The 23,452-nt window shown below is 53.5% G+C and carries 24 protein-coding genes; 16 read left to right on the forward strand and 8 right to left on the reverse strand.

Translation table 11 applies throughout. The features are described 5' to 3' along the window. The 4 genes from pagP (at nucleotide 1) to AACU55_RS05940 (ending at nucleotide 4,020) form a co-directional block, all read left to right on the forward strand. Nucleotides 1–621, forward strand: a complete 621-nt coding sequence (gene pagP / locus AACU55_RS05925) for a lipid IV(A) palmitoyltransferase PagP (protein WP_013576705.1) — start codon at nucleotides 1–3, stop codon at nucleotides 619–621. A 170-nt stretch (nucleotides 622–791) separates the two neighbouring features. Then, the gene (agp, locus tag AACU55_RS05930; protein WP_134706822.1) at nucleotides 792–2,093 is read left to right on the forward strand and encodes a bifunctional glucose-1-phosphatase/inositol phosphatase; all 1,302 of its coding nucleotides are present in this window, start codon (nucleotides 792–794) and stop codon (nucleotides 2,091–2,093) included. A 100-nt stretch (nucleotides 2,094–2,193) separates the two neighbouring features. Next, entirely contained in the window at nucleotides 2,194–3,201 is a 1,008-nt protein-coding gene (locus AACU55_RS05935) for a fatty acid desaturase (RefSeq protein ID WP_037036767.1), read from the forward strand. A gap of 12 nt (nucleotides 3,202–3,213) precedes the next feature. Next, nucleotides 3,214–4,020: a phosphate/phosphite/phosphonate ABC transporter substrate-binding protein gene (locus tag AACU55_RS05940; protein WP_134706823.1), complete on the forward strand. Its 807-nt coding sequence runs from the start codon at nucleotides 3,214–3,216 to the stop codon at nucleotides 4,018–4,020. Nucleotides 4,021–4,066: 46 nt separating this feature from the next. Here AACU55_RS05940 and sseA read toward each other — a convergent pair whose 3' ends face one another. The 3 genes from sseA to AACU55_RS05955 form a co-directional block, all read right to left on the reverse strand. Then, entirely contained in the window at nucleotides 4,067–4,912 is an 846-nt protein-coding gene (sseA, locus tag AACU55_RS05945) for a 3-mercaptopyruvate sulfurtransferase (RefSeq protein WP_134706824.1), read from the reverse strand. Nucleotides 4,913–4,946: 34 nt separating this feature from the next. Beyond that, the gene (locus AACU55_RS05950) at nucleotides 4,947–5,495 is read right to left on the reverse strand and encodes a GNAT family N-acetyltransferase (protein WP_134706825.1); all 549 of its coding nucleotides are present in this window, start codon (nucleotides 5,493–5,495) and stop codon (nucleotides 4,947–4,949) included. Nucleotides 5,496–5,632: 137 nt separating this feature from the next. Then, complete coding sequence (locus AACU55_RS05955) at nucleotides 5,633–6,424, reverse strand: helix-turn-helix transcriptional regulator (RefSeq protein WP_119261903.1); 792 nt, start codon at nucleotides 6,422–6,424, stop codon at nucleotides 5,633–5,635. Nucleotides 6,425–6,562: 138 nt separating this feature from the next. On the opposite strand from AACU55_RS05955, the gene AACU55_RS05960 reads away from it, so the two are divergent. Continuing rightward, nucleotides 6,563–7,333 carry a class I SAM-dependent methyltransferase gene (locus AACU55_RS05960; RefSeq protein WP_134706826.1) on the forward strand — a complete coding sequence of 257 codons (771 nt, stop codon included), beginning with the start codon at nucleotides 6,563–6,565 and terminating at the stop codon, nucleotides 7,331–7,333. A gap of 56 nt (nucleotides 7,334–7,389) precedes the next feature. On the opposite strand, the gene AACU55_RS05965 is transcribed toward AACU55_RS05960, so the two are convergent. Next, on the reverse strand, nucleotides 7,390–8,310 hold the full coding sequence (locus tag AACU55_RS05965) for a DUF808 domain-containing protein (protein WP_037036774.1): 921 nt from the start codon (nucleotides 8,308–8,310) through the stop codon (nucleotides 7,390–7,392). A 394-nt stretch (nucleotides 8,311–8,704) separates the two neighbouring features. On the opposite strand from AACU55_RS05965, the gene AACU55_RS05970 reads away from it, so the two are divergent. The 8 genes from AACU55_RS05970 (at nucleotide 8,705) to ppnP (ending at nucleotide 15,821) form a co-directional block, all read left to right on the forward strand. Beyond that, nucleotides 8,705–8,980, forward strand: a complete 276-nt coding sequence (locus AACU55_RS05970) for a DUF1471 domain-containing protein (RefSeq protein WP_013576696.1) — start codon at nucleotides 8,705–8,707, stop codon at nucleotides 8,978–8,980. 260 nt (nucleotides 8,981–9,240) lie between these two features. Continuing rightward, the gene (locus tag AACU55_RS05975; RefSeq protein ID WP_037036778.1) at nucleotides 9,241–9,819 is read left to right on the forward strand and encodes a class I SAM-dependent methyltransferase; all 579 of its coding nucleotides are present in this window, start codon (nucleotides 9,241–9,243) and stop codon (nucleotides 9,817–9,819) included. A 275-nt stretch (nucleotides 9,820–10,094) separates the two neighbouring features. Continuing rightward, the gene (aroL, locus tag AACU55_RS05980; protein WP_134706827.1) at nucleotides 10,095–10,619 is read left to right on the forward strand and encodes a shikimate kinase AroL; all 525 of its coding nucleotides are present in this window, start codon (nucleotides 10,095–10,097) and stop codon (nucleotides 10,617–10,619) included. 548 nt (nucleotides 10,620–11,167) lie between these two features. Continuing rightward, nucleotides 11,168–11,950 (forward strand): IclR family transcriptional regulator, encoded by a 783-nt coding sequence (locus AACU55_RS05985; protein WP_037036780.1) that lies wholly within the window; start codon nucleotides 11,168–11,170, stop codon nucleotides 11,948–11,950. Nucleotides 11,951–12,026: 76 nt separating this feature from the next. Then, the gene (locus AACU55_RS05990; protein ID WP_134706828.1) at nucleotides 12,027–13,604 is read left to right on the forward strand and encodes an OPT/YSL family transporter; all 1,578 of its coding nucleotides are present in this window, start codon (nucleotides 12,027–12,029) and stop codon (nucleotides 13,602–13,604) included. A 135-nt stretch (nucleotides 13,605–13,739) separates the two neighbouring features. After that, complete coding sequence (locus AACU55_RS05995) at nucleotides 13,740–14,669, forward strand: DUF1177 domain-containing protein (RefSeq protein WP_112151735.1); 930 nt, start codon at nucleotides 13,740–13,742, stop codon at nucleotides 14,667–14,669. A gap of 4 nt (nucleotides 14,670–14,673) precedes the next feature. Then, a complete protein-coding gene (locus AACU55_RS06000) occupies nucleotides 14,674–15,351 on the forward strand; it encodes an AroM family protein (protein ID WP_037036786.1) in 678 nt (225 codons plus the stop codon). Nucleotides 15,352–15,530: 179 nt separating this feature from the next. Further along, nucleotides 15,531–15,821, forward strand: a complete 291-nt coding sequence (gene ppnP, locus AACU55_RS06005; protein WP_013576688.1) for a pyrimidine/purine nucleoside phosphorylase — start codon at nucleotides 15,531–15,533, stop codon at nucleotides 15,819–15,821. A 58-nt stretch (nucleotides 15,822–15,879) separates the two neighbouring features. On the opposite strand, the gene rdgC is transcribed toward ppnP, so the two are convergent. Further along, complete coding sequence (gene rdgC, locus AACU55_RS06010) at nucleotides 15,880–16,794, reverse strand: recombination-associated protein RdgC (RefSeq protein WP_112151734.1); 915 nt, start codon at nucleotides 16,792–16,794, stop codon at nucleotides 15,880–15,882. A gap of 209 nt (nucleotides 16,795–17,003) precedes the next feature. Between rdgC and mak the strand changes: the two genes are divergently transcribed. Then, on the forward strand, nucleotides 17,004–17,924 hold the full coding sequence (gene mak / locus AACU55_RS06015; protein WP_134706829.1) for a fructokinase: 921 nt from the start codon (nucleotides 17,004–17,006) through the stop codon (nucleotides 17,922–17,924). A gap of 66 nt (nucleotides 17,925–17,990) precedes the next feature. Here the strand turns inward: mak and AACU55_RS06020 are convergent, their stop codons facing one another. Continuing rightward, nucleotides 17,991–19,304 (reverse strand): aspartate aminotransferase family protein, encoded by a 1,314-nt coding sequence (locus AACU55_RS06020; RefSeq protein ID WP_051931130.1) that lies wholly within the window; start codon nucleotides 19,302–19,304, stop codon nucleotides 17,991–17,993. Between the two features lie 279 nt (nucleotides 19,305–19,583). On the opposite strand from AACU55_RS06020, the gene AACU55_RS06025 reads away from it, so the two are divergent. Together AACU55_RS06025 and qhpR are read left to right on the forward strand one after the other, a co-directional pair. Further along, a complete protein-coding gene (locus AACU55_RS06025) occupies nucleotides 19,584–20,594 on the forward strand; it encodes a phosphotransferase enzyme family protein (protein WP_134706830.1) in 1,011 nt (336 codons plus the stop codon). 184 nt (nucleotides 20,595–20,778) lie between these two features. Then, nucleotides 20,779–21,864 (forward strand): AraC-like transcriptional regulator QhpR, encoded by a 1,086-nt coding sequence (gene qhpR / locus AACU55_RS06030; RefSeq protein WP_240785683.1) that lies wholly within the window; start codon nucleotides 20,779–20,781, stop codon nucleotides 21,862–21,864. On the opposite strand, the gene AACU55_RS06035 is transcribed toward qhpR, so the two are convergent. Both AACU55_RS06035 and AACU55_RS06040 read right to left on the reverse strand, forming a co-directional pair. Then, nucleotides 21,861–22,682: an ABC transporter ATP-binding protein gene (locus AACU55_RS06035; protein ID WP_240785684.1), complete on the reverse strand. Its 822-nt coding sequence runs from the start codon at nucleotides 22,680–22,682 to the stop codon at nucleotides 21,861–21,863. The two genes, qhpR and AACU55_RS06035, sit on opposite strands and share 4 nt — an antisense overlap. Next, nucleotides 22,679–23,443 (reverse strand): ABC transporter permease, encoded by a 765-nt coding sequence (locus AACU55_RS06040; protein ID WP_037036792.1) that lies wholly within the window; start codon nucleotides 23,441–23,443, stop codon nucleotides 22,679–22,681. The genes AACU55_RS06035 and AACU55_RS06040 overlap by 4 nt, the downstream gene beginning before the upstream one ends. Nucleotides 23,444–23,452 lie beyond the last annotated feature (9 nt).

Genomic DNA, 23,452 nt, shown 5'->3' on the forward strand with positions numbered 1-23,452 from the left:
ATGCACATCGTTAATATTAGAAACGTTATCAGGGAAATCATTTTTTTTGGCGCCATCAGTGTGAGTGCGTCAGCATCAGCTAATAATAGTGGTACTAACCCCGTCAGCGATCCCGATACCATTCAGTACAAATCGCTGGCTGCGAACGTGTGGTCAGACTTCACCGATAAAGTCTCAACGACCTGGAATGATTCTGATGCACAGGATTTGTATCTGCCGGTAATCACCTGGCATAACCGTCTGACCTACGATAAAGAGAAAACCGATAAATACAACGAACGTCCGTGGGGGGGAGGCTATGGTATTTCCAGATATGATGAAAAGGGTAACTGGAATGGCATTTATTTTATGGCGTTTAAAGATTCCCACAATAAATGGGAACCCATCGGCGGTTACGGCTGGGAAAAAATATGGACGCCAGCAGAAGATAAAAACTTTCGCTTAGGGCTGGGGTATACCGCGGCGGTGACGGCGCGTGACGATTATGAATATATTCCTATCCCGATTGTTTTACCGCTGGCTTCTGTCGGCTATAACAAACTGACCTTCCAGGCGACGTATATTCCGGGAACCTACAATAACGGCAATGTGTTCTTTGCGTGGCTGCGTTATCAGTTCTGATGCGTTTTTTGTGACTGTACAAAGCCCGGCCACAGGTTGTGAACCTGATCCCCCACTTCTGATGAATATTCCACTATGCTAAAAATTCACCGCAGGAATCAATCTGTTGGCTTCTGCGGTGTTTTTTGTTTTCAGGGAATCTACAAAACACTTCATCAAGAGGATCACTCGTGAAAAAAGCATCCCGTTATTTTGCATTGTCTGCACTTGCCTGCGTTTTACCTCTCACGTTGCCCGTCGCTCAGGCCGCCCAGTCCGATAATTTAGAACTGCAACAGGTTCTGGTGCTTAGCCGGCACGGTATCCGCGCCCCGTTGGTCAATTATGGCGATGTGCTGGCCGAATCGACAACACACACCTGGCCGGTATGGAAAACCGAAGGCGGTTTGCTGACACCGAAAGGCGGTCAGGTTTCCGAACATATGGGGCATTATTTCCGTGCCTGGCTGGCGAAAGACAAACTGCTGCCTGCCGCCGGGTGCCCTGAAAATGCGCAGGTCTTTACCTACGCCAACAGTTTGCCGCGCACCATTGATACCGCGAAACACTTCACCACCGGCGCTTTTCCCGGCTGCGATGTCGCGGTGCTTAACCGCGTAGAAATCGGCAAGATGGATCCGGTGTTTAACCCGATTATTACCGCAGAAGTGAACGATACCTTCAAAACCAGCGCGCTGAATTCCATTAGTCAGCACGCAGGCGAGGGCGGTCTGACGGGATTGAATCAGCGTCTCAAGCCGAACTATCAGTTGCTGGAAAGCATCCTCGATTATAAAAACAGTAAAATCTGTAAAGAGAAACAGCAGTGCGATCTGGCTTCGCAGCCGTCAGACGTGGTGCTGACACAGGGCAAAGAACCGGGCATTACCGGCCCGCTGCGTATGGCCACCGGGGCGACCGATGCGTTCATGTTGCAGTACTACGAAGGTTTCCCGATGAAGGATGTTGCCTGGGGTAAAATTGATACGCCAGACCAATGGACGAAGCTGGAAACCATCAAAAATCTGTATCACGAAACACTTTTCGGCTCGCCGGCGATTGCTGCCAACGCGGCTAAACCATTGCTGACCTTTATTGCCGGTGCGCTGGACCCGAAACTGGCGTCAACCGCCGATCAGAAAGCCGCGCAACAGGCAAAACTGGCGGTGCTGGTCGGGCACGATTCGAATATCGCTTCCTTGCTGGCCGCACTGAAAACGCAGGATTATCAGTTGCCGGGGCAGTACGAGCGGACGCCTATCAGCGGCACGGTGGTCTTCCAGCGCTGGCATGACAAGAAAGCGGATAAGGACCTGATGAAAATTGAATACGTTTATCCGACCGCCCGTCAGATCCGCAACAATGTGGCGCTGAGTCTGAAAAATCCGCCGGAACGTGTGACGCTGCACATTGAAGGATGTACCACCGACAAACAGGGCTTCTGCCCGATGGAACAATTTACTCAGGCACTGCAAAAAGATATGAAGGGCTGAGTCTGTTAGCCGCTAGCTGGCAATAGATAGTGATTTAAGTTAGTTAGCGGCATCCATTCGTTACCCGATAATGTGTCAGGTTCCCTGACTCTGGCACATTATGGCGTCCTCTTCGTTTTACCTCAGCGCCCGTCAGCGGGCCAAAATCACCCTCCGCTCACACCATTTCTGGTGGCGGTGGGAAATCCCCACCTGGCTACTGATTGTCTCGGTTTACAGCGGCTGGTTTGCGGCAGTGTATTTCTGGAATAATCTCGGGCCATGGCTCGCAACGCCTGTGCTTATCTGGTTCACGACCTGGTATATGTCGCTGCAACATGAACTCATCCACGGGCATCCGACCCGCAAACCCTGGCTGAATCAGCTGATTGGCACGCTGCCGCTGGCGGTCTGGTATCCCTATGGCCTGTATCGCGACACGCATCTGCAACATCACCGCAATGAACATCTGACGCTGCCCGGCGACGATCCTGAAGCCTATTATTTCAGCCGCGCCAGTTGGGAAAGTCTGTCGCCCGCCATGAAGGCCGTTGTCCGTCTGCGCAATACCTTGCCGGGAAGAATGCTCATTGGCCCGTTACTGGATATCGTCAGTACGCTGACCGGCGCGCTGATAGCCGTGTTGCGCGGTGAGTGGCGCACAGTGTGGATGTGGCTGATACATGGCGTATTGCTGGTGGTTGTGTTCAGCGGGATGGTGCAATGCGGGCTGTCGCCGCTGTATTTTATTTTCGCAGTAAGTTATCCGGCACTCAGTCTGACCAAAGTTCGTTCTTTCTTTGAGCATCGCGCAGAGCATGCGCCGCAGGCCAGATCAACGCTGAATGAAGCCGGTTTTTTGTGGCGTTTACTGTTTCTGAATCTGAATTATCATCTGGTGCATCACGATTTACCCGGCGTGCCATGGTATGCACTGCGCCAGATCTATGTCGCTGACCGCGAAGCCTATATTCAGCGCAGCGGGGGTTTTGTGGTGCACGGCTATCGCCAGTGGTTCCGTGACCACACGCAGACACCCGTTGACGTCGAAGCTCATCCTTTTGCCGCCGGGAAATCTCCGGCGCAATCCGTGTCAGGCGACTATGATTATCAGCAGGATACCCCCTGACGGAGTGGCCAGATGATGCTGATGTCTTTGCCGATGTACGCGGTTTCTCGCGCTGATGTGGAAGCGTTCGCCGGAGTGTTACGCCAAAAACTCAGGCAACTTGGCCTCGCCTCCACGCCGGACAGGCTTAACTGGCCGCAGGATTTATTCTCACACTGGCAGGCGCCGGATTTACTGCTCAGCCAGACCTGCGGTTTCCCGCTGATGGAAAGCTTGCCGCAGGTTCAGCTGGTAGGCACATTCAGTTATCACGCCCCCGGTTGCGACGGTTTCCGTTACCGTAGTTTTTTGCTGGCGCGTGAGGAGGATGCCGGATTGCATCTGGCCGGTTTCCGTCACCGGCGGCTGGCGTTTAACAGCACCGACTCCCAGTCAGGTTATAACAGCCTGCGTGCACTGGTCGCGCCGCTGGCCAAAGACGGGGCATTCTTCTCGCGGGCGACGGCGACCGGCAGCCACCGCGAATCGCTTCATTACGTTCAGCAGAATCTCGCCGACCTCGCGGCGATTGACTGCGTGACGTTGGAACTCCTGCGCCGTAGCGAACCCCGCTCCCTCAGCGGGCTGGCGGTGATCGGACAAACGGCCGCTGTACCGGGTTTACCGTTGATTACTTCTCGGGAGACCTCTGCGGAGGATCTGGCAATTTTGCGGCAGGCGTTACATGACATCGTGGATGAACCGATCAGTCATCCCTTACTTATTGAAGGATTTACCGAAGTGCCGCGGCAGGCTTACCGCGTCATCAGCCAGATGAAAGCATTAGCTCAGGCGTTTGGCGTCAGTGAGCTGATGCCTGCATTGCAAAAAACGACATAAAAAAACCGGGCACGGTGCCCGGTTGTCGTTTTTCTGCATCATGGGATCAGTGCGTTTCAATCGGAAAATCTTCGTTAATATCGCCCCATTCAGCCCACGAACCGTCATACAGCAGCACGTCTTTAACACCCAGAGAATCCAGCCCAAATGCCAGTGCGGCGGCCGTCACGCCGGATCCGCAACTGGTGATCACCGGTTTATTCAGATCCACTCCCAGACGCTCAAACGTTGCCTTCAGATCCTGCGGTGATTTCAGGTGTCCGCCCTGCGTCAATTCGGTAAACGGAACACTCAGGCTGCCGGGAATATGACCGCCGTGCAGCCCGGGACGTGGTTCCGGTGCCTCGGCTTTGAAACGCGCCAGTGAACGGGCGTCGATAATCTGCACGTTACCGATGGCGTCTTTGACCTGTTCTGCGCTCACGACCACCGGACGCACCAGTCTGGCGTTGAACGTCGTGGGCACGCGGGTGTGCTCGCCACTTTGCGTCGGCTTACCTTCGGCAATCCATGCGTTCAGACCGCCATCCAGCACGCGTACGCTTTTGGCTCCGAAACTGGTCAGCATCCACCACACGCGTGGCGCGGAGAATAAATCGCCTTCGTCATAAAGGACGATGGTTTGCGTATCGGCCACGCCTAAACGGCTCATCGACGCAGCGAATTCTTCCGCTGTCGGCATCATGTGTGGCAGGCCGGTCGTGCAATCAGAGATGCTGTCGACTTCCACATAAATCGCATTGGGAATATGCGTTTCGAGATATTTTGCGTGGAAATCTAGGGGCGGTGTAATGCCCGGTTTGGATTTACGACAATCGATAATGACCACGTCCGGTGAGTTCAGATTCTTCGCCAGCCAGTCGGTAGATACGGTATGGGTAGAAAAAGTCATGTTCTGTTGCCTTATCTTTTTTGTGAAACCAGTCTCAGAGATCGCCCGGGATCAGGGAATACATCCAGGCGTCACGCGGCTGGCCGTGATAATAAAGCCGGTTGCGGTGCAGACCTTCTGATATCGCGCCCGTTTTTTCCGCCACCCGGCGGCTGTGGTCATTGCCCTCCATTACCACGATTTCCAGACGGGTCAGCTCCAGCTCGGTAAACGCAAAGCGCGCCGCCGTTCTGGCTGCCAGCGTCGCCAGTCCGCGGCCGGTATAACCGGTGCGGATCCAGTAACCGAGATTGGCGAATTTATACTCCGGCGTGATGCGGTTGATGCCCACACTGCCAATCAGATTATCGCCTGAACGCTCAAATACACAGAAATTGAATTCTGCGCCGCGATGGCGTTTCTGCTCGCTGTCGGCCAGATATTTCCGGCTGTCTTCAAGCGAATATTTATCCGTACACCAGGATTCCCATGCGCCAATTTCCTTCACGGAGGCTTTAACCGCCGCTAAATGCGTGACGGCCTCAAGTTCGGTCGCTACACGAATTTCGAATTCTTCATCCTGATAGATCTGGCGAGTCATCATGGGCATTATCCTGTCATGGAGGAAACCAATTATTTAGGAAACCAAAAAAATCAGCCTCACATATCCGGCATCTGTATGTCAATTGGTGAAAACGCCAGTTAAACGAGAAAAAACAGCAAGCTGGCCACCCTCGTTTTTTACGCTTCCGGTACCAGAATCACCAGCTTACATTCTGCATATCCGGCAGGGAAAAATGTCTGTTGCCGGTAACAGATTTCGCCCTGAAGCGGATGATGAAAACGGCGTTCACCGCCTTCACGCGCCAGCACTTCCTGCTGCGACCACCACTGATTGAACTCGTGACTGCGATCGCGCAGGCTGATTACCGACTGACGGACTGTTTCAGAATGGGCGTAATGGCTGGTCTCGGCACGAAACTCCGCCACTACACGTTTGGCGCGTTCCGGCCAGTTTGTGACCAACTGGCGTGCCAGCGGATGCAGGAACATAAAATCCAGCAAATTAGGGTGTTCATCAACCCCCAGCCAGCCACTGAACAACGCCTCCGCTTGCGGATTCCACGCCAGTACATTCCAGCTACTGTCGAGCAGATAACCGGGGCAGGCGAACTGACTGACACACTCTTTCAGGCTGGCGTCCGGTGCGCCGGAAGAGGGTAATACCTGCGGATCTTTCACCGACGCCAGACTGAATAAATACTCTCGTGCCGCAGGTTCCATGCGCAGCGCTTTGGCCAGGCTGTCAAGGGTCGCAGCGGAAATGGACACATCACGCCCCTGTTCAATCCACGTATACCACGTTGCGCTGATCCCGCTGATTTGTGCCAGTTCTTCGCGGCGCAAACCGCTGGTTCTGCGGCGCGGTGAACCGGGAAGCCCGACCATTTCAGGCGTCACGCGTTCGCGGTGAGTCCGTAAAAACGTGCCCAGCGCTTTCGGTCCGCTGAGCGACTCTGCGTTATCAATCATAATATTCACTTAAACAGGGTGTAATTGATACCAGTATAAACGCTCATATTGTACCCGTATAGAACAATGCCTATAGTGATTTTGAGGTCATTTGAAACCCGCATTCTTATTACAAAAACAAGACAGACAGGAGCAATGATGAACACAAGAAATACTCACAGTCAGGCCGTAGATAAGCAGTTTGGTTCACAGGCTCAGGATTATCTGACCAGTGCGGTTCACTCGCAGGGCGCTGATTTACACCGTCTGGCGGGGTTGCTGGCACCCTATAACGAGGCGCGGGTCATTGATCTGGGTTGTGGGGCAGGGCACGCCAGCTTTGTCGCAGCAGGTGTGGTTAAAAATGTGATTGCTTACGATTTGTCATCACAGATGCTGGACGTGGTTGCGCAGGCTGCGCGGGATAAGCAACTGACGAATATCACCGTGCAACAGGGCGTGGCGGAATCGCTGCCGTTCGACGACCGCAGCGCGGATGTGATTATCAGCCGCTATTCCGCGCACCACTGGCATGATGTCGGGCAGGCGCTGCGTGAAGTGGCGCGTGTGCTGAAGCCAGGCGGGAAATTTATCATGATGGATGTGGTGTCGCCGGGGCATCCGTTGCTGAATATTTATCTGCAAACCGTGGAAGTGCTGCGCGACACCTCGCATGTTTGCAACTATTCACCAGGCGAATGGCTGAACATGGTGGCTGAAGCAGGGCTGGTTGCGCGTGAAGTGACGACAGATCGTTTGCCGCTGGAGTTCACCAGTTGGATCGCCCGCATGCGCACGCCTGAACATTTCGCCGTCGCTATCCGCGAGCTGCAAAAAAAGATGTCTGACGACGTGGTAAAACATTTTGAGATCCAGCCTGACGGTACATTCACCAGCGATATCATGATGCTGGTGGCGTCGAAGAACTGAAGGGAATAGCGGTGAATTGCGCCCTCCGGCATAAGGAAGGGCGCAATGTTTCTGCATTATGATTTTTTACCGAACACCTTCTGTCCCGTCATCACCAGCGCCAGCACGGCGGCACCGACAATCAGACCTACCACTAAATCAGTGGCACCGGTAATCAGTGTATTCACCCAGCTTTCGTGCCCGTGCGTCAGAGGCTCAATCAGACTGTGCATAAATGGCAGACCGTGGCTGATGATACTGCCGCCGACCAGGAACATGGCGATGGTGCCGACGACAGAAAGCATTTTCATCAGCCAGGGGGCGAGATTCACGATGCCGCGGCCAAAGGCGCGTACACCTTTCATGATGCTGCTTTCACCGGCAAGCTTGCTCAGGTACAAACCTGCGTCGTCAATTTTGACTATCGCAGCGACCAGCCCGTAAACCCCGATAGTCATTGCCACCGCAATCAGCACCATCACGGTAACCTGATTAAGGAACGGCGCCGATGAAACAATACCCAGCGAGATTACGATGATTTCAGCCGAAAGAATAAAGTCGGTGCGCACTGCGCCTTTGACCTTATCTTTTTCGTGCGTTTTAGCCTCTGTTTCATTTTTTATTTCGGCGGCTGCCGGTTTTTCTTCTTCATGATGCCCGCCCGGCATCAGTTTATGGGCGATTTTTTCGAAACCCTCGTAGCACAGATAGGCACCGCCAATCATCAGTAACGGGGTGATGGCCCAGGGAATAAACGCACTGATCAGTAAGGCCAGCGGAACCAGAATGGCTTTGTTGATCATCGAGCCTTTGGCAACGGCCCACACGATCGGCAATTCGCGATCGGCTTTCACTCCCGTGACCTGTTGTGCATTCAGCGCCAGATCATCACCCAGCACGCTGGCTGTTTTTTTCGCAGCGACTTTACTCATTGCCGCCACATCATCAAGAATCGATGCGATATCATCGATTAAGGCCAGAAGACTACCACCCGCCATAAATACTCCCTTTCATCATTATGATTATGCAAAGGTTCTCCGCGCGCGCGGGAAACCGAACTCTGTAGCCCTGACAGTGCAGGCGATCACAGCAACAGAAAATTCATACAAAATAATCATAACAGTGATTGCATGCCGGCGTCGATTTGTGCAAAAGTTGTGCGGGTTATAAATAACTTTGAAAACTCTCCATACTTTCTCCATTAAATATCTCTATTTCTCCGGCAGTTAGAGTGACTGAAAAGATTACTTTCGTTGTCTCCTTATTTTTACCACAATGGTTGAATTTCTTTACATTCGATTACGTCCGCTTTCATTGATTCGCCGATAATTAATTCAACGGATTACTTCCGCCCCATTAATTAACGAAACTAACGAAAGAAAGGTGCGTAATATGAAACTGTTACCTGCAATTACAGCTGTTGCTATTACTGTTGCTTCATTCTCAGCCCTGGCTGCAACGCCTATTACGGAAATGCAGGCGCAAAGTGGTAATTACCAGTCATTGGGCACTGTGTCTGTGAGCGCGCCGAATACGGTTCCGGGCAGCTTGCATGACCAGCTGAACCAGATTGCCTCAGATAAAGGTGCAAATCACTACCGTGTGATCGGTGCAGACACACCGGGGGATTCAAGTCTGACCCGGGCAAGCGTTGAATTGTATAAATAAAAATCTGGTGTTTTAAACGAGTCGTTTAATTCGTCTGATTCTTATTAGTTTCAATGACGTTATATGAAGTTGAGAAGGCCAATGTCACCTGACATTGGCCTTTTCTATTCCCTGTATCACGCTTCTTATCACATTTATTTTGAGAATCATCCCATGTAATTTATTTTATATGAACCTTTCAGGCGATTTATTCCCTTATTAATCATTTCTTAAGAATTTAAAGGTGATATAAGGGTCTATATCCCCAGGAGGACGTTTGAATGTTAAATGCCGCAAGAATGACGATTAAGAACACCGGGATTTCGATTCAGAATCAGTTTTTTTATTTGCAGAATTTTATTAGTTCACCACGCACGATGGGGACGCTGATGCCCTCGTCACCGTGGTTGTGCCATGCGATGCTCAGCCAGATTGACTGGACAACATCGCTGGATATCGCCGAGCTGGGCGCGGCCGACGGTGTTCTGACCCGCCGCATCCTGAGCCGTATGCGGGCAGATGCCAGGCTTGAGGCTTTTGAAATACAGCCCGCGTTTGTGCGTAAGCTTAATCAGATGAAAGATAGTCGTTTGCAGGTGATGGCGCATTCTGCCGAGCACATGAGCACGCAGTATGACGCCGTATTTTCCTGTCTGCCGCTGCTGTCGATGCCTTTGCGTACCAGCATCAGGATTCTGCAGACCACACGGCAACAGTTGAAAGATAAAGACGGCGTGCTGGTTTTATTCCAGTACAGCCAGCTGTCAGAGAAATTGTTATCACGTTACTTCACCTGGAAAAAAATCCGGGTAGTGAAGAATTTTCCGCCCGCACTCGTGTATATCTGTAAACCTCGCTGATACAGCCACTTAGGGGATAGAGCTCGCAAAGCTTATTGCAGGCCATTGCGCAGCAAGGATTTTTCAGTATGATGCCCTGAACGGCGTAAATAAAACGCTACAGAAGCTTCACCGGCAGGTGACAAAAATCTGCCAGTGAGGCTTTTTTGTTGTACTATCTGGCGAGTACATCGGCAGGGCAGTGCAATGACCCACTTCTGACACTCACACTTCATATTGATGATGGATTTTCATCAGGCGGGCTAACGGCTCCCGGGGAATAAAGGATAGCGGTAATGACACAAACCATTTTCATGGTCGGCGCACGCGGTGCAGGTAAAACGACGGTTGGCAGCGCTCTGGCGAAAGCACTGGGCTACAAATTTGTCGATACCGATCTGGCGTTACTGTGCGCTTCTGGTCTCAGCGTGGCAGATATTGTTGAGCGCGAAGGCTGGGAAGGTTTCCGCCGTCGTGAAACTGAGACACTAAAAGCCATTTCCTCGCCACTGACCGTGGTTGCCACAGGGGGAGGCGTGGTGCTGTCCCAGGAAAATCGCGATTTTATGGGTGAAAATGGTACGGTCATTTATCTGCGTTCCCCTGCATCTACCCTGGCAAACCGTCTGGAAGATGCACCACTGGAAGATCAGCGCCCGACGCTGACGGGCAAGCCGATCGCTGAAGAAATGACAGAAGTCCTGAATGAGCGCGAAGCGCTTTATCAGGAGTCCGCCCATCATGTGGTCGACGGAACTCAGGAGCCGCAGACTGTCGTGAATCTGATTTTGGATGCACTGGCGTTGGCGATGGCGCGCTGAATTCCGCTCATCTCCTGACAAAACGAGCCCAGGTGGCTCGTTTTTTTATGTCAGCACGTTGTGGCTCAAGCCCGAATCAGGATCCGCTGTAAACAAAACGGGCCATGTCATGTGAGGGGGATCACGTATGCTTAAGTATTGTACTGATGTATATGTGGGCGTAACATAATAACTCAGGTGATTACTTTAACCTCTAACAATGGAACCCATGATGAAGTCCCTGATGTCGTTTTTTAATCAGCATGCCAAAGTGATGCCTGCCCTCCTGTCGATCACCATCATCCTCATTGAAGCCTCCATCGCCCTGTATATTTTGCGCAATATTTAATCACGATAATCTGCTGAGTTTTACATCCGTCACCTCATTAATACTCGGCATTTAACTTGCCTGGCTCTTAATTCCATCTATTTAAGAATTTCTTTAAGCATATTCATTTGTCGGATGTGTTGTGCGTGAAAAATAAACGACTTGACGCTGACACGTATCAGCTTTAGTTTTTATTTAACTTAACAGGAACCTTGTTCCATATACCGGAACTCACTCCTTTATGACCACATTAGAAAATGCGGCTGCGGTACTGAAATTATTTTCAAAACAGGGGATTAGTCAGGGGCATCCCGGTTTGTCATTCAGTGATGTGGTCGAAAATTTAAAATTACCGAAAAGTACGGTGTCCCGTCTGCTGATGACGATGGAAACGCAAGGGCTGCTGGAACGTGACCCGGACAGCCGTCTGTACCGCATCGGAAAATTATTACTGGCCGTCTCCAGCCATTATTTGTCGGCCCCGCTGGTGGATTTAGCCTCGCCGTATATGACGCAACTCAGTCAGCTGACGCAATGCACGGGTTATATCTCGATGCTGGAAGGGCGCGACATTATGGTGATGCGCATGTTTCCCGGCAGAACGTATCTGCAAGTGGTTACTCCGGCCGGAAGCCTTTTGCCCGCGCACGAAACGGCTATCGGGCGCGCGATCCTTTCGCGCTATACCGATGACCAGGTTCTGGCGCGGTTTAGCGGAAAATATCAGGCGAATTCTGCTAACTCGCCTGAGAGCAAGGAGGTTTTGTTAGCCAGACTGGCCGATGTCCGTCTGACGGGGGTGTCATTTGCCAACAACGAAACGTTGCTGGGAATAAGTACCTTAGCCACCAGTATTTTTAATAAGCACCGTAATGAAACCGTTGGATTATGTTTATCTTTCCCTTCGCCGGCGCAGGGGAAAGAAATTCCGGAAGGAATAAAAGAAGGGCTGATTGCCGTAACCCGGCAAATTGCCGAAAAATTGGGTGATGAGTATTGGCATTTATCTAAAACGGCCATGTAGCAGCCGTCAGGATAATGACGAATAACGGACCCGGATTATTTGCTATGTGAAATACTTGCTCAACACCAGGGGCCTTATGTCAGATCAACCTGCAAAGAATAATAAGGAGAATCCGCTAAAGGATATTGGCACTCTCATCGTGATGATTCTGCTGTCTGTTTTAGGCGCAATCATCGGTGTCCAGCTGATTACTACTTTAGGCGTTACGCCGAATACCTCGATTATAGGCGCGCTGTTTGCCATGTTACTGGCACGCATTCCGATGCAGGCTTTTTACCGCTACCGTTCTGTTCATACGCAGAATCTGGCGCAAACCGTCATTTCATCTGCGACCTTTGGTGCGGCAAACAGTTTGCTGATGCCGATCGCAATTCCTTATGTCATGGGCCAGCCGCAACTGATCATGCCGATGTTTACCGGTGTGGCTGCAGCGATGTTGCTCGATGCCTACCTGCTTTACCGCCTGTTCGACACCAAAGTGTTTCCTGCCAGCAATGCCTGGCCACCCGGTGTTGCGGCGGCTGAAGCGATTAAAGCCGGTGATAACGGCGGGCGTCAGGCCTGGTTGCTGGTCGCGGGTGTAGTTGTTGGTGTGGCTGGAGCGATGCTGAAAATCCCGATGGCGGCTTTCGGTACGGCGTTTATCGGCAATATCTGGGCGCTCAGCATGTTTGGTATTGGCTTGCTGATCCGCGCTTATGCGCAGCCGGTCGCCGGGCTGGACCTCAACGCGCTGTATATTCCTCACGGCATGATGGTCGGCGCGGGGCTGGTGTCGCTGCTGCAGGTGATTCAGGTGGTGCGTGCTAAAAACGCCGACGCCAAAACCACTTTTACCCAACCGGCGAAAGAAGTGCGCAAAGCACTCGGGCTGGGCGCATTCGGTTATATCGCCATCGCGGCACTGCTGGCGCTGGCGGGCGGCCTGTACAGTGAAATGTCAGTCAGCATGCTGATTGCGTTCGTGATTTACGCCGCCTTTGCCGCCTTCTTCCACGAGCTGATTGTCGGGATTGCCGCGATGCACTCCGGCTGGTTCCCTGCCTTTGCCGTGGCGCTGATTACCTTAATTATCGGTATTCTGATTGGTTTCCCACCGCTGGCGTTATGCGTCCTGACGGGCTTTACCGCTGCTACCGGCCCGGCATTTGCTGATATGGGTTTTGATCTGAAAGCCGGATTTATTTTGCGCGGTTATGGCAAAGATTTGCAGGCTGAACTTTACGGCCGCCGCATCCAGTTATTCGCCGCATTGCTGGCATTTGTCATCGCCATTCCGGTGGTGTGGTACGCCCATTACGGTTACTTCGCCCAGGATTTAGTGCCGCCGGTGGCGCGGGTTTATGCCAAAACCATTCAGGCCGGTGCCCAGCCGGGCATTGCACACAGCCTGCTGATCTGGGCGATTCCGGGCGCATTGATTCAGCTGATTGGCGGACCGAAACGCCAGCTTGGCGTCCTGCTGGCGACCGGTTTGCTGATCAACAGCGTGATGGCCGGATGGGCCGTGGTCTGCGGCATCGTGCTGCGCATTATCATTATCCGGATCTGGGGTGAAAAAGGGCGTACGCCAATGGAAGTGCTGGCGGCAGGTTTTATTGCCGGTGACGCGCTTTACAGTTTCTTCACGTCGATCTTCAGTGCCAAAAAGTAGTGAGTACCGCACCAACACCAGGGCTGATGTTCAGCCAGCATTAAACACCTGACTGTTCCACGATGAACAGCACCCGCGACCGTTTTGGCTACTGCGTGAAATACGCCGGTCGCGATGTTTTAAGAGGACTGAGTGATGAGTTTGCAACAGACATTAACGGTTTTCGAACTGATTGACAGCGCCCACGTCAGCGGTCAGGACATTGTGGACTTGTTCGCCCGTTATCCGGGTATTACCGCCAGCACACACCGCGCTGACGGCCCGAAAGGTGGCACCGATTTTGTGCGTATCACCGTGCCGGGCAGTCAGGGTAAAAGCAGTGGCGGCACGGCACCCACGCTTGGGATTATCGGTCGTCTGGGCGGGATTGGCGCGCGTCCGACGCGTATCGGTCTGGTCTCTGATGGCGATGGTGCGATTGCCGCTGTCACCAGCGCACTCAAACTGGCTGATATGCAGCGCAAGGGCGATGTGCTCGACGGTGATGTGATTATCACCACCCACATTTGCCCGAACGCACCGACCCGTCCGCATGATCCGGTCGATTTTATGGATTCGCCGATTGATGACGTGACCATGAACGACAACGAGGTGGTGGACGGCGTGGACGCGATCCTGTCTATCGACACCACCAAAGGCAACCGCATCATCAATCACAAGGGTTACGCCATTTCACCGACGGTGAAAGAGGGTTACATCCTGCGTGTTTCTGAAGATTTGCTGCGCATCATGGAAATGACCAGCGGCAAACCGGCGGTCACTTTTCCGATTACCACGCAGGACATCACGCCTTACGGCAACGGTGTGCATCATCTGAACAGTATTCTGCAACCGTCAACGGCGACGACCGTGCCGGTGGTCGGTGTGGCTATTACGGCGGAATCTGTTGTGCCGGGCTGTGGCACCGGGGCAAGTCATGAAGTGGATATCGCACTGGCGGCAAAATTTGCTGTTGAAGTGGCGAAAGAGTTTGGCCGCGGCACTTGTCAGTTCTTTGATGCCGATGAATATCAACTCCTGTTGTCGCTGTACGGAAGCTTGCGTCACCTGCAAAACCGGAAGTAACACGATGATGACATCCCTTGCGACGTTAACAATCGGACAGGCACCACGCAGCGACATTATGCCGCTGCTGATGGAACATCTGCCGGCCGGGTCAGTCACCCATGTGGGCTTACTCGACGGGTTAAGCAGGGAGCAAATAGAGCAACGTTATGCGGCTGCTGAGGGCGACGCTGTACTGGTCACCCGCCTGCTGGATGGTTCGCAGGTTACGATGGCTGCGCACCGCGTGGAAAGCGGATTACAGGAAAAAATCGACGTACTGGAAGCCCTGGGTTGCATGACCATTCTGCTGCTTTGCACCGGCGAATTTCATCATCTGCATGCTAACAATGCGCTGCTGCTGGAGCCTGACCGCATTATTCCACCGTTGATCGCTTCAATAGTCGGTCAGCACCGTGCGGGGATTGTGGTGCCGGTTGAATCACAGGTGGTTGAGCAGGCGAACAAATGGCGAAAATTAGCCAAAGCGCCCTGTTTTGCTGTTGCCAGCCCGTATCTTTCTGACGATCAGGCGCTGACGGACGCGGCGATGCATCTGGCTGAACAGGGTGCGGAAGTCGTGGTGCTTGATTGCATCGGCTTTAACCGCCATCACCTCGATGTGCTGAAAAAATATCTGAATATTCCGGTGCTGTTACCGAATGTACTGATGGCAAAACTGGCGGCGGAACTGGTGGTTTGAGGTATGACTGAGGGGCGAACAGCTACCCACAATGGCACTGTGCGGCCGTAAAATCAAATCAGCGCTACCGCTTTGCGGGCGGTGTCGTCTCGTGCGGATAAAGCGGTAATAATCAGTGACAGAAGGCGCTTTCTGCCCCTAATATGAAGGCTCTGAAATTTATCGCAAAGGGCCAATCTATGTTGAAAAATAATGAGTATTTTGACGGGAAAGTAAAGTCGATTGGTTTTGACAGCGAAAGCACGGGTTCAGCCAGTGTTGGCGTGATGGCCGTCGGTGAATATACTTTCGGCACCGCAAAGCCGGAAGAAATGACGGTGATCAGCGGTTCACTGAAAGTGTTGATCCCGGGATCGCCGGACTGGCAGGTATTTAAGCCAGGCGAGACGTTCTACATTCCGGGTAAAAGTGAATTCAACTTACAGGTCGGCGAAACCACCTCATACCTCTGTAAGTATCTGACTAAATAAGTTCTTCAGACACAGAAAAGGCGCTCATGAGCGCCTTTTTTACGTTTTGCATCCGGTCTTAGCGTTGCGCTTCGCCGCCTAATGCCTCGATCAGGTTCTGGATCAGCGCTGCCAGTTCACCGGTCATCAGCACGAAATCTGCATCGAAACGCCCAGCGAAGTCTTCGCGGTCGATATCTTCGTTTTGATCACGAATGACGTCGCTGAATTTCAGGCGCTTAATGCTGCCGTCGTCCGCCAGCACCACGGCGATACGTTCCTGCCAGTCAACCGCCAGCTTAGTCACCAGTTTGCCGTTCTCGATATGCGTGGCGATTTCATCGCTGACCAGCACCTGTTTCTTACAGCGGATCACACCGCCTTCTTCCAGAATCGCTTTCAGCTCGGCTTCGTCCTGCAGCGTAAAACCGGCAGGGGTATCGCCGGAACGCACCCATTCGGTCAGCGTCAGTTCGATCGGGCTTTCCATGGTCAGCGGCACCACTGGTAGCGAACCAAGGCTTTTACGCAGCAGCGCCAGCATGTCTTCGGCTTTCTTGGCGCTGGCGGCGTCAACCATGATCAGGCCGTTAACGGTATCAATCCACATGAATGTCTGGCTGAACCGGCTGAAGGCGCGTGGCATCAGGCTGTGCAACACTTCATCTTTCAGGGAATCTTTTTCAGTCTTTTTCAGCTTGCGGTGTTGTTCACCTTCGAGCTGCTCAATCTTGGCCTGTAACTCCTGTTTAATCACCGGAGAAGGCAGGATTTTTTCTTCTTTACGGGCGCAGATCAGGATCTGACCACCGTTGACATGCGTCAGCGCATCGCCGCCGTGGGAACCCATCGGTGAGACCCAGCCGGTTTTCGACATGTCCTGGCTGCCGCACGGGGTAAAGGTGAAAGCACTGAGCTGTTTTTCCATTTCGTCAGCAGATAACGAAACTTCACGGCTCAAACGGTAAACTAACAAATTTTTAAACCATAACATGGCGTTATCCCTGTCCCGGCGCACTCGTGGTACGCTGAATAAATGAATGCAGGGCGGCATGATAACCAATTGAGCGTCAGCCGTCGTTAAGAAATCGCCGCACCCTGTAACATTGCATAACAGCTTATTCTGGTGACAGTCGCGTCTGGCTTCTAAACTGAATAAACTCAAAAAAACTGACCCTGCAAAGTGTAAAAGGAGAGCAACACGTGCGAATTGGCATTGATTTAGGCGGCACAAAAATAGAAGTCATTGCGTTATCTGATGAAGGTAAAGAGCTGTTTCGCAAACGGGTCGATACGCCGAGAAATGACTACGAACGTACGCTCAAAGCGATTGAAGGGCTGGTGCTGGACGCCGAAAAAGCCACAGGTCAACGTGGCAGCGTGGGGGTGGGGATCCCCGGCACCTTGTCGCCATTTACCGGTAAGGTGAAAAATTCCAACTCGGTCTGGCTGAACGGACAACAGCTGGATGAGGATCTGGCGCTGCTGTTAAAACGCGAAGTGCATATTGCCAACGATGCCAATTGCCTGGCGGTGTCAGAAGCCACTGACGGCGCGGGTGCAGGCCGTCACACCGTATTTGCCGTGATAATCGGTACCGGTTGCGGTTCCGGTGTGGCGCTTCACGGTGCGGCGCATGCGGGCGGCAACGGCAATGCGGGGGAATGGGGGCATAACCCGCTGCCGTGGCAGGATGAAGAAGAAATGCAGTTTGCCCGTGAAGTCCCGTGTTACTGCGGGAAATCAGGCTGCGTCGAGACCTTTGTTTCCGGCACCGGTTTTGCAGAAGACTATTTTCGTTTGTCCGGTCAGCGGCTCAAGGGCGCAGAGATTATTGCGCTGGTGGAGCAGGGCGATGAAACTGCAGAACAGGCGCTCGGGCGTTATGAGCGTCGTCTGGCCAAGGCGCTGGCGAACGTGGTGAATATCCTCGACCCGGACGTGATTGTTTTTGGGGGCGGCATGAGTAACGTGGATCGTTTGTATCAGACGGTGCCGCTGCTGATTAAACAATGGGTGTTTGGCGGGGAATGTGAAACGCCGATCCTCAAAGCCGTACACGGTGATTCGAGCGGTGTACGCGGCGCTGCCTGGCTTTGGCCGCAATCACGTTTCGCGTTGTAAGCCATTATCCGTTTATCAACTTAAGGGCGCAGATTTTGCGCCCTTTCCGTTTGTAACCCGCTTCAGTCAGAACATCTTGCTCAGTACGTTTTCCAGCGCATTGACCAGGATCTGGCTGTGTTCTGCGGTAAAGACCAGCGGCGGGCGGATCTTCAAAATGTTGGCATGCGGGCCGGAGGCACCAATCAGCACGCCTTCTTCGCGCAGTGCGTTGACCACCGCCAGTGCGGTAACGGAATCCGGCCCGCCGTTTTCGTTGACGAAATCGACGCTGACGAACAGTCCTGCGCCACGCACGCTGCCAATCGCCGGGAAGCGTTGAGAGAGTGCGGTGATGCCGTCAAGAATGGCTTTACCCGCCAGCCCGACACTGGCAATCAGATTTTCCTGCTCGATAACTTCCAGCACCGCCAGCCCGACCGCAGAAGACACGGTATTGCCACCGAAGGTATTGAAATAGCTCGATTCACTGCCGAAGCGTTCCAGGATGTGCGGCTGAATAGTGATGCCCGCCATCGGGTGTCCGTTACCCATCGGTTTGCCGAGCGTCACAATATCTGGCAACACGCCGTGGCGCTGGAAGCCCCACATATGTTCGCCGGAACGGCCATAGCCCGGCTGGACTTCGTCGGCGATATACAACGCCCCGGCTTCGTGAATAACGTCGATGGCTTCTTTCAGAAAACCGGCCGGATCGAAGAAACCGCCGTCGCTGGTGAAGAAGGTGTCGATCATCAGGGCAGCCGGTTTGATGCCATGGCGATCCATATCCGCCAGCGCGGCACGGATGTCGTTGGCAAAGCGCTTGCCAACTTCAGCCGGGTTAGCCGGATGGTGAACCGGTGCCGGAATCACCCGCGCATCACCGTTCACTTTAACGTATGGCCCCATCGAGGCCGATAGCCCGGCAATCGCTTTGGTCATGCCGTGATAGCTGAATTCGGTGACGATAACGCCGGTGCCGCCGGTAAAATCTTCGGCGATACGCAGCGCCAGATCGTTAGATTCGCTGCCCGTGCAGGTGAACATTACCTGACTCAGCTCAGCGGGCATGGTACCCACCAGTTTTTCGGCGAAGTTCAGGACATTTTCATGCAGATAACGGGTGTGCGTGTTCAGCGTGGATGCCTGACGCACCAGCGCTTCCAGCACATGAGGATGGCAATGGCCAACGGAAGGCACGTTGTTGTAGACGTCGAGATAACGGCGGCCATCAGCGTCATACACCCACACGCCTTCGCCGCGCACCAGATGCACTGGATTCTTGTAAAACAACTGGTAAGCCGGGCCCAGCAAACGACGGCGGCGTTCTATCATCGCCAGATTGTCGGCTGAAATATTGCCGCTGCTGGCGGCATCAAACGCATTGGTTTTCAACATGAGAGTCATCTCCTGACAGGCGGTTTCAACGTCACTGCCGGTGTGCAAAAAAAATGCCATGACGGCGGAAGGTGATTTGATAATGCGCCGGAGAAAGCGGTAAAACTTGACCTCAGCGTGCTGACTGCTGTGCGTTGCAGTCAACTTTTCGCCGTCAGTGCGTCACGCGTGTTTTGCGGTCAACATTTGCTGTTCCTGAGTCAAGCGACGAAAACGCGCCCCTTCCATTCTGGCTATCCGCAATATCGATTTGATTTAACCGGTACGGAGTGGAACCTGATGACTGCAAAACAATCTGACATGCTCGATGACACCAGCCTGAATCTGCTGGCAACAGAAGCATTGCGCCGCTATTCCCCTGATCTGCAAGGGCATCTTTCGCTGATCTGCCGGTCGGAAAATGCCACTTTTTTACTGCGCTGCCCCGACGGCGAACGTTATGCACTGCGTGTTCACCGGGGGGGCTATCACCAGCGGGATGAAATAGAGAGTGAACTGGCGTGGCTGGATGCGCTGCGTGAAAGCGAGATTCAGGTGCCTGAGGCAGTAAAAGGGCGGGATGGTACCGCTGTGCAAACTGTCGCGGTGAGCGAAACTGAAAACCGCAATGTGGTGATTTTTCACTGGATTGAGGGCGAAATGCCAACCACGGATGTGGATCCGCGGGCGTTTGCTCAGTTGGGGGAAGTGACTGCGCGCCTGCATCAGCACAGCCGTCAGTGGCCGCATCCGGCCGGGTTTCGCCGTATTATCTGGGACAGCGATACCATGGTCGGCCCGCACGGTCACTGGGGCCGCTGGCAGGATGCGCCGGGCATAACGGCGGCCGGGATCCCGCTGATTGAAGAGACGCTGGCGCACACCGGCAGCGTGCTGAAAAGTTACGGCAAGAGCGCACAGCGCTACGGGCTGATCCACGCCGATCTGCGCCTGACGAATTTACTGTTGCACAAAGGCGAAACCCGGGTGATCGATTTTGATGACTGCGGTATGGGCTGGTATCTGCATGATGTGGCGGCGGCGATCAGTTTTGTTGAACATCATCCGCAGGCGCGGGCGTGGGTCCGCCACTGGCTGGAAGGTTACGCACGTATTTGTCACGTGAGCGATGCCGATCTGGCGGTGATCCCGACACTGATTATTCAGCGGCGGATTCAGTTGCTGGCCTGGCGCGGATCGCATGCCACCACGGAAATGGCGCAAAGCCTTGGCAATGAATGGGAACAAGAGAGCCTGCGCCTGTGCCGTGAGTATCTGGCGAAGGCGCATCATCCCTTTGTGATCGGATGAAGCTGCACGAAAAGCGGGCGTCGTAGCAGGGCGCAGGGGCGGCTGGCAAAACTGCCGAAAATTTATCTCATTGTATTGCATTGGGTTATCACCCGGAGACGTGAAGCAAGGTGCTGGTACGGAACTTGCAATTCTCTTTTATCACCGACACTTTTTATTGCCGACATAAAGGGAGTAAAAGACGATGCAGACAGGCCTTTCTTCAACGGCTTCCGGAGCCGGTTTCAGCAATGCGCTGAACGCGCTGACGCGCAGCAATGACAGTCACCGGGGGGTGCTGGCCGCAGCCGCCAGCGGCCTGAGCGATTTTATTCAGGCCAAAGGGGCAGATGTCGATCGTGTGTTCGGCATCTGCCACATCAATCCTGAATTGCTGCAACAACCTACGCTGAGTCTCGGGCTGACTAATTACTGTCAGGTTCTGGAAGAAGCGGCGGCGCAGTCAGGTTGTGATAACTTCGGTTTGCATTACGGGAAACAGTTCAAACCGCAGTCATTAGGGCTGATTGGCTACATCGGTTTATGTTCTTCTTCGGCAGAAACCGCGCTGCAAAACGTAGTGAATGCCTTTCCCTTTCATCAGCACAATACGCTGACGCGGCTGGTGGATAAGGGAGATCATTACCGGTTCGATTATCAGGTGCGGCATGGCAGCATTCTGTGCAGACGGCAGGATGCGGAACTGACGCTGGGGATGATCCTCAATTTATTGCGTCACGGGCTGGGGAAAAACTGGGCGCCGCGTGAGGTGCATTTTGAGCATCCGCGTCCGCAGCAATGGCATGAACACTGCAAAGTATTTGATGCGCCGGTGTATTTCGATCAGCCGTACAATTCCCTGCTGATCGTCAAACGCGATTTACAGCGGGCGATGCCGGAACGGGATCAGACGCTGTTGCTGGTCATGCAGGATGCGATCCGCCGTCTGAATGCGGATGCGCCGTCGCAGCAGTCGGTCACCGACAGCGCGCGATCGCGGGTACGTCAGGCATTATTACGCGGCGAGCCGGTGCTTGATGAAGTGGCCGAAAAAATGGGTATGTCGCCGAGTTCACTGCAACGCCGCCTGCGCGAACAGAACCTGACGTTTACCCAACTGGTGGATAACGTCCGTTGCGAACTGGCGACGCATTATCTGCAACAGCAACAACTGCCGATTTCCGAAATGGCGCTGCTGCTAGGGTATTCCGAAGTCAGTGCCTTTTCGCGGGCTTTCCGCCGCTGGTTTGGCGTCAGCCCGCGTCAGTGGCGACAGACTGCCGCCAGCTAAAGCGCCATCTCCCGTTTAAAGACTTCCAGCGTGTGCGCCTTCACGCGGATAAATTCCGGGTGGCTCATGATTTCCGACCCTCGCGGGCGCGGCAGGTCGAACGGCACGATTTCCGCAATCTGCGTCGGCCGCCGCGTCAGCAGTAAAATCTCATCCGCCAGAAATACCGCATCTTCCAGGTCATGCGAAACAATCAGCATAGTGACGCCGGTCGCCAGTTGCACTTCCTGTAATTTATCGCGGATAAACAGCGTCATCTCGAAATCCAGCGCCGAGAAAGGCTCATCGAGGAACATCACTTCCGGACGCGTCGCCAGCGCCCGCATGATGCACACAGTTTGCTGTTGTCCACCGGAAAGCTCATACGGATAGCGTTTCAGGTCGAAACGGATATCAAACATCTGCGTCAGTTCTTCGACCCGCGCATTCACATCCGCTTTGCTCATGCCGTGGCGTATCAGCGGATAGGCGATGTTGGCGCGGGCGCTCATCCATGGAAACAGCGCGTCGCGGTAGTTCTGAAACACATAGCCAATGGTGGTTTGCGCCAGCGTTTTGCCGTCGAACAGAATGTCGCCTTTATCTACCGGGATCAGCCCGGCGATCATGTTCATTAAGGTCGATTTACCGCAGCCGTTCGGCCCGAAGATCGACACGATCTTTCCACGCGGTAAGTCGAGATTCAGGTCGGTATACAGCGGCTGTCCGGCAAACGACTTGCTCAGCCCGCGGATCGTCACATGGGTGTCCGGTCGCGTGGCATATTGCGGCAACTGCGGGCCTTTATAATCAGGATTCAGCGAGAGAGGGTGCGTCATGCTTTGCTACTCCAGTGGACGGTTTTTTTCTCGATCAGCAAAAAAGCCAGATTGAGCAGATAACCCAGCGCGCCGGTGATCAGGATCGAGGCGTACATATCTTTGATGTTAAACACCTGCTGGGCATCGATGATCCGGTGGCCGAGGCCGGTTTCTGATCCGATAAACATTTCGGCGACGATCACGATCACCAGCGCGATCGACACGCCGGTGCGCAGGCCGACAAAGGTTTGCGCCAGGCTTTCCATCAGCATGATGTCTTTGAAAATATGCCAGCGGGAAATTCCCATCACTTTGGCGGCCATCAGGCGCGTTTTTTTGGCATTCATCACGCCGTATGCGCTGTTGAACAGGATGACCAGCACGGCGGCAAAGGCAGCAATGGCGATTTTGTTGGCGTCAGTAATCCCGAAAATCAGCATAAACAGCGGGATCAGCGCTGACGACGGCGTGGAGCGGAAGAAGTCGATCAGAAATTCCAGGCTGCGGTAAACCTTTTCATTGCTGCCCAAAATTACGCCCAGCGGCACGCCGATCACCGCCGCAAAGGCAAAGGACACCAGCGTGCGGTAAAGGGTTGCGCCGATGTCGGTGCGCATGGACGCGTCGGAAAATGACTGGAACATGTAGCCGATTGTCTCGACCGGCGAGGGCAGAAGCACGGGATTCAGCCATTTTGCGCTGACGGCCAGTTGCCAGAATAAAAACAGCAGTACCGGGCCGACCAGCGGCAGTAACCTTGAAGACCAGCGTGAAGTCATCCTGTTTCT

This window comes from Rahnella sp. CJA17(1/100) (assembly GCF_963881615.1).
GTDB lineage: Bacteria > Pseudomonadota > Gammaproteobacteria > Enterobacterales > Enterobacteriaceae > Rahnella > Rahnella aceris.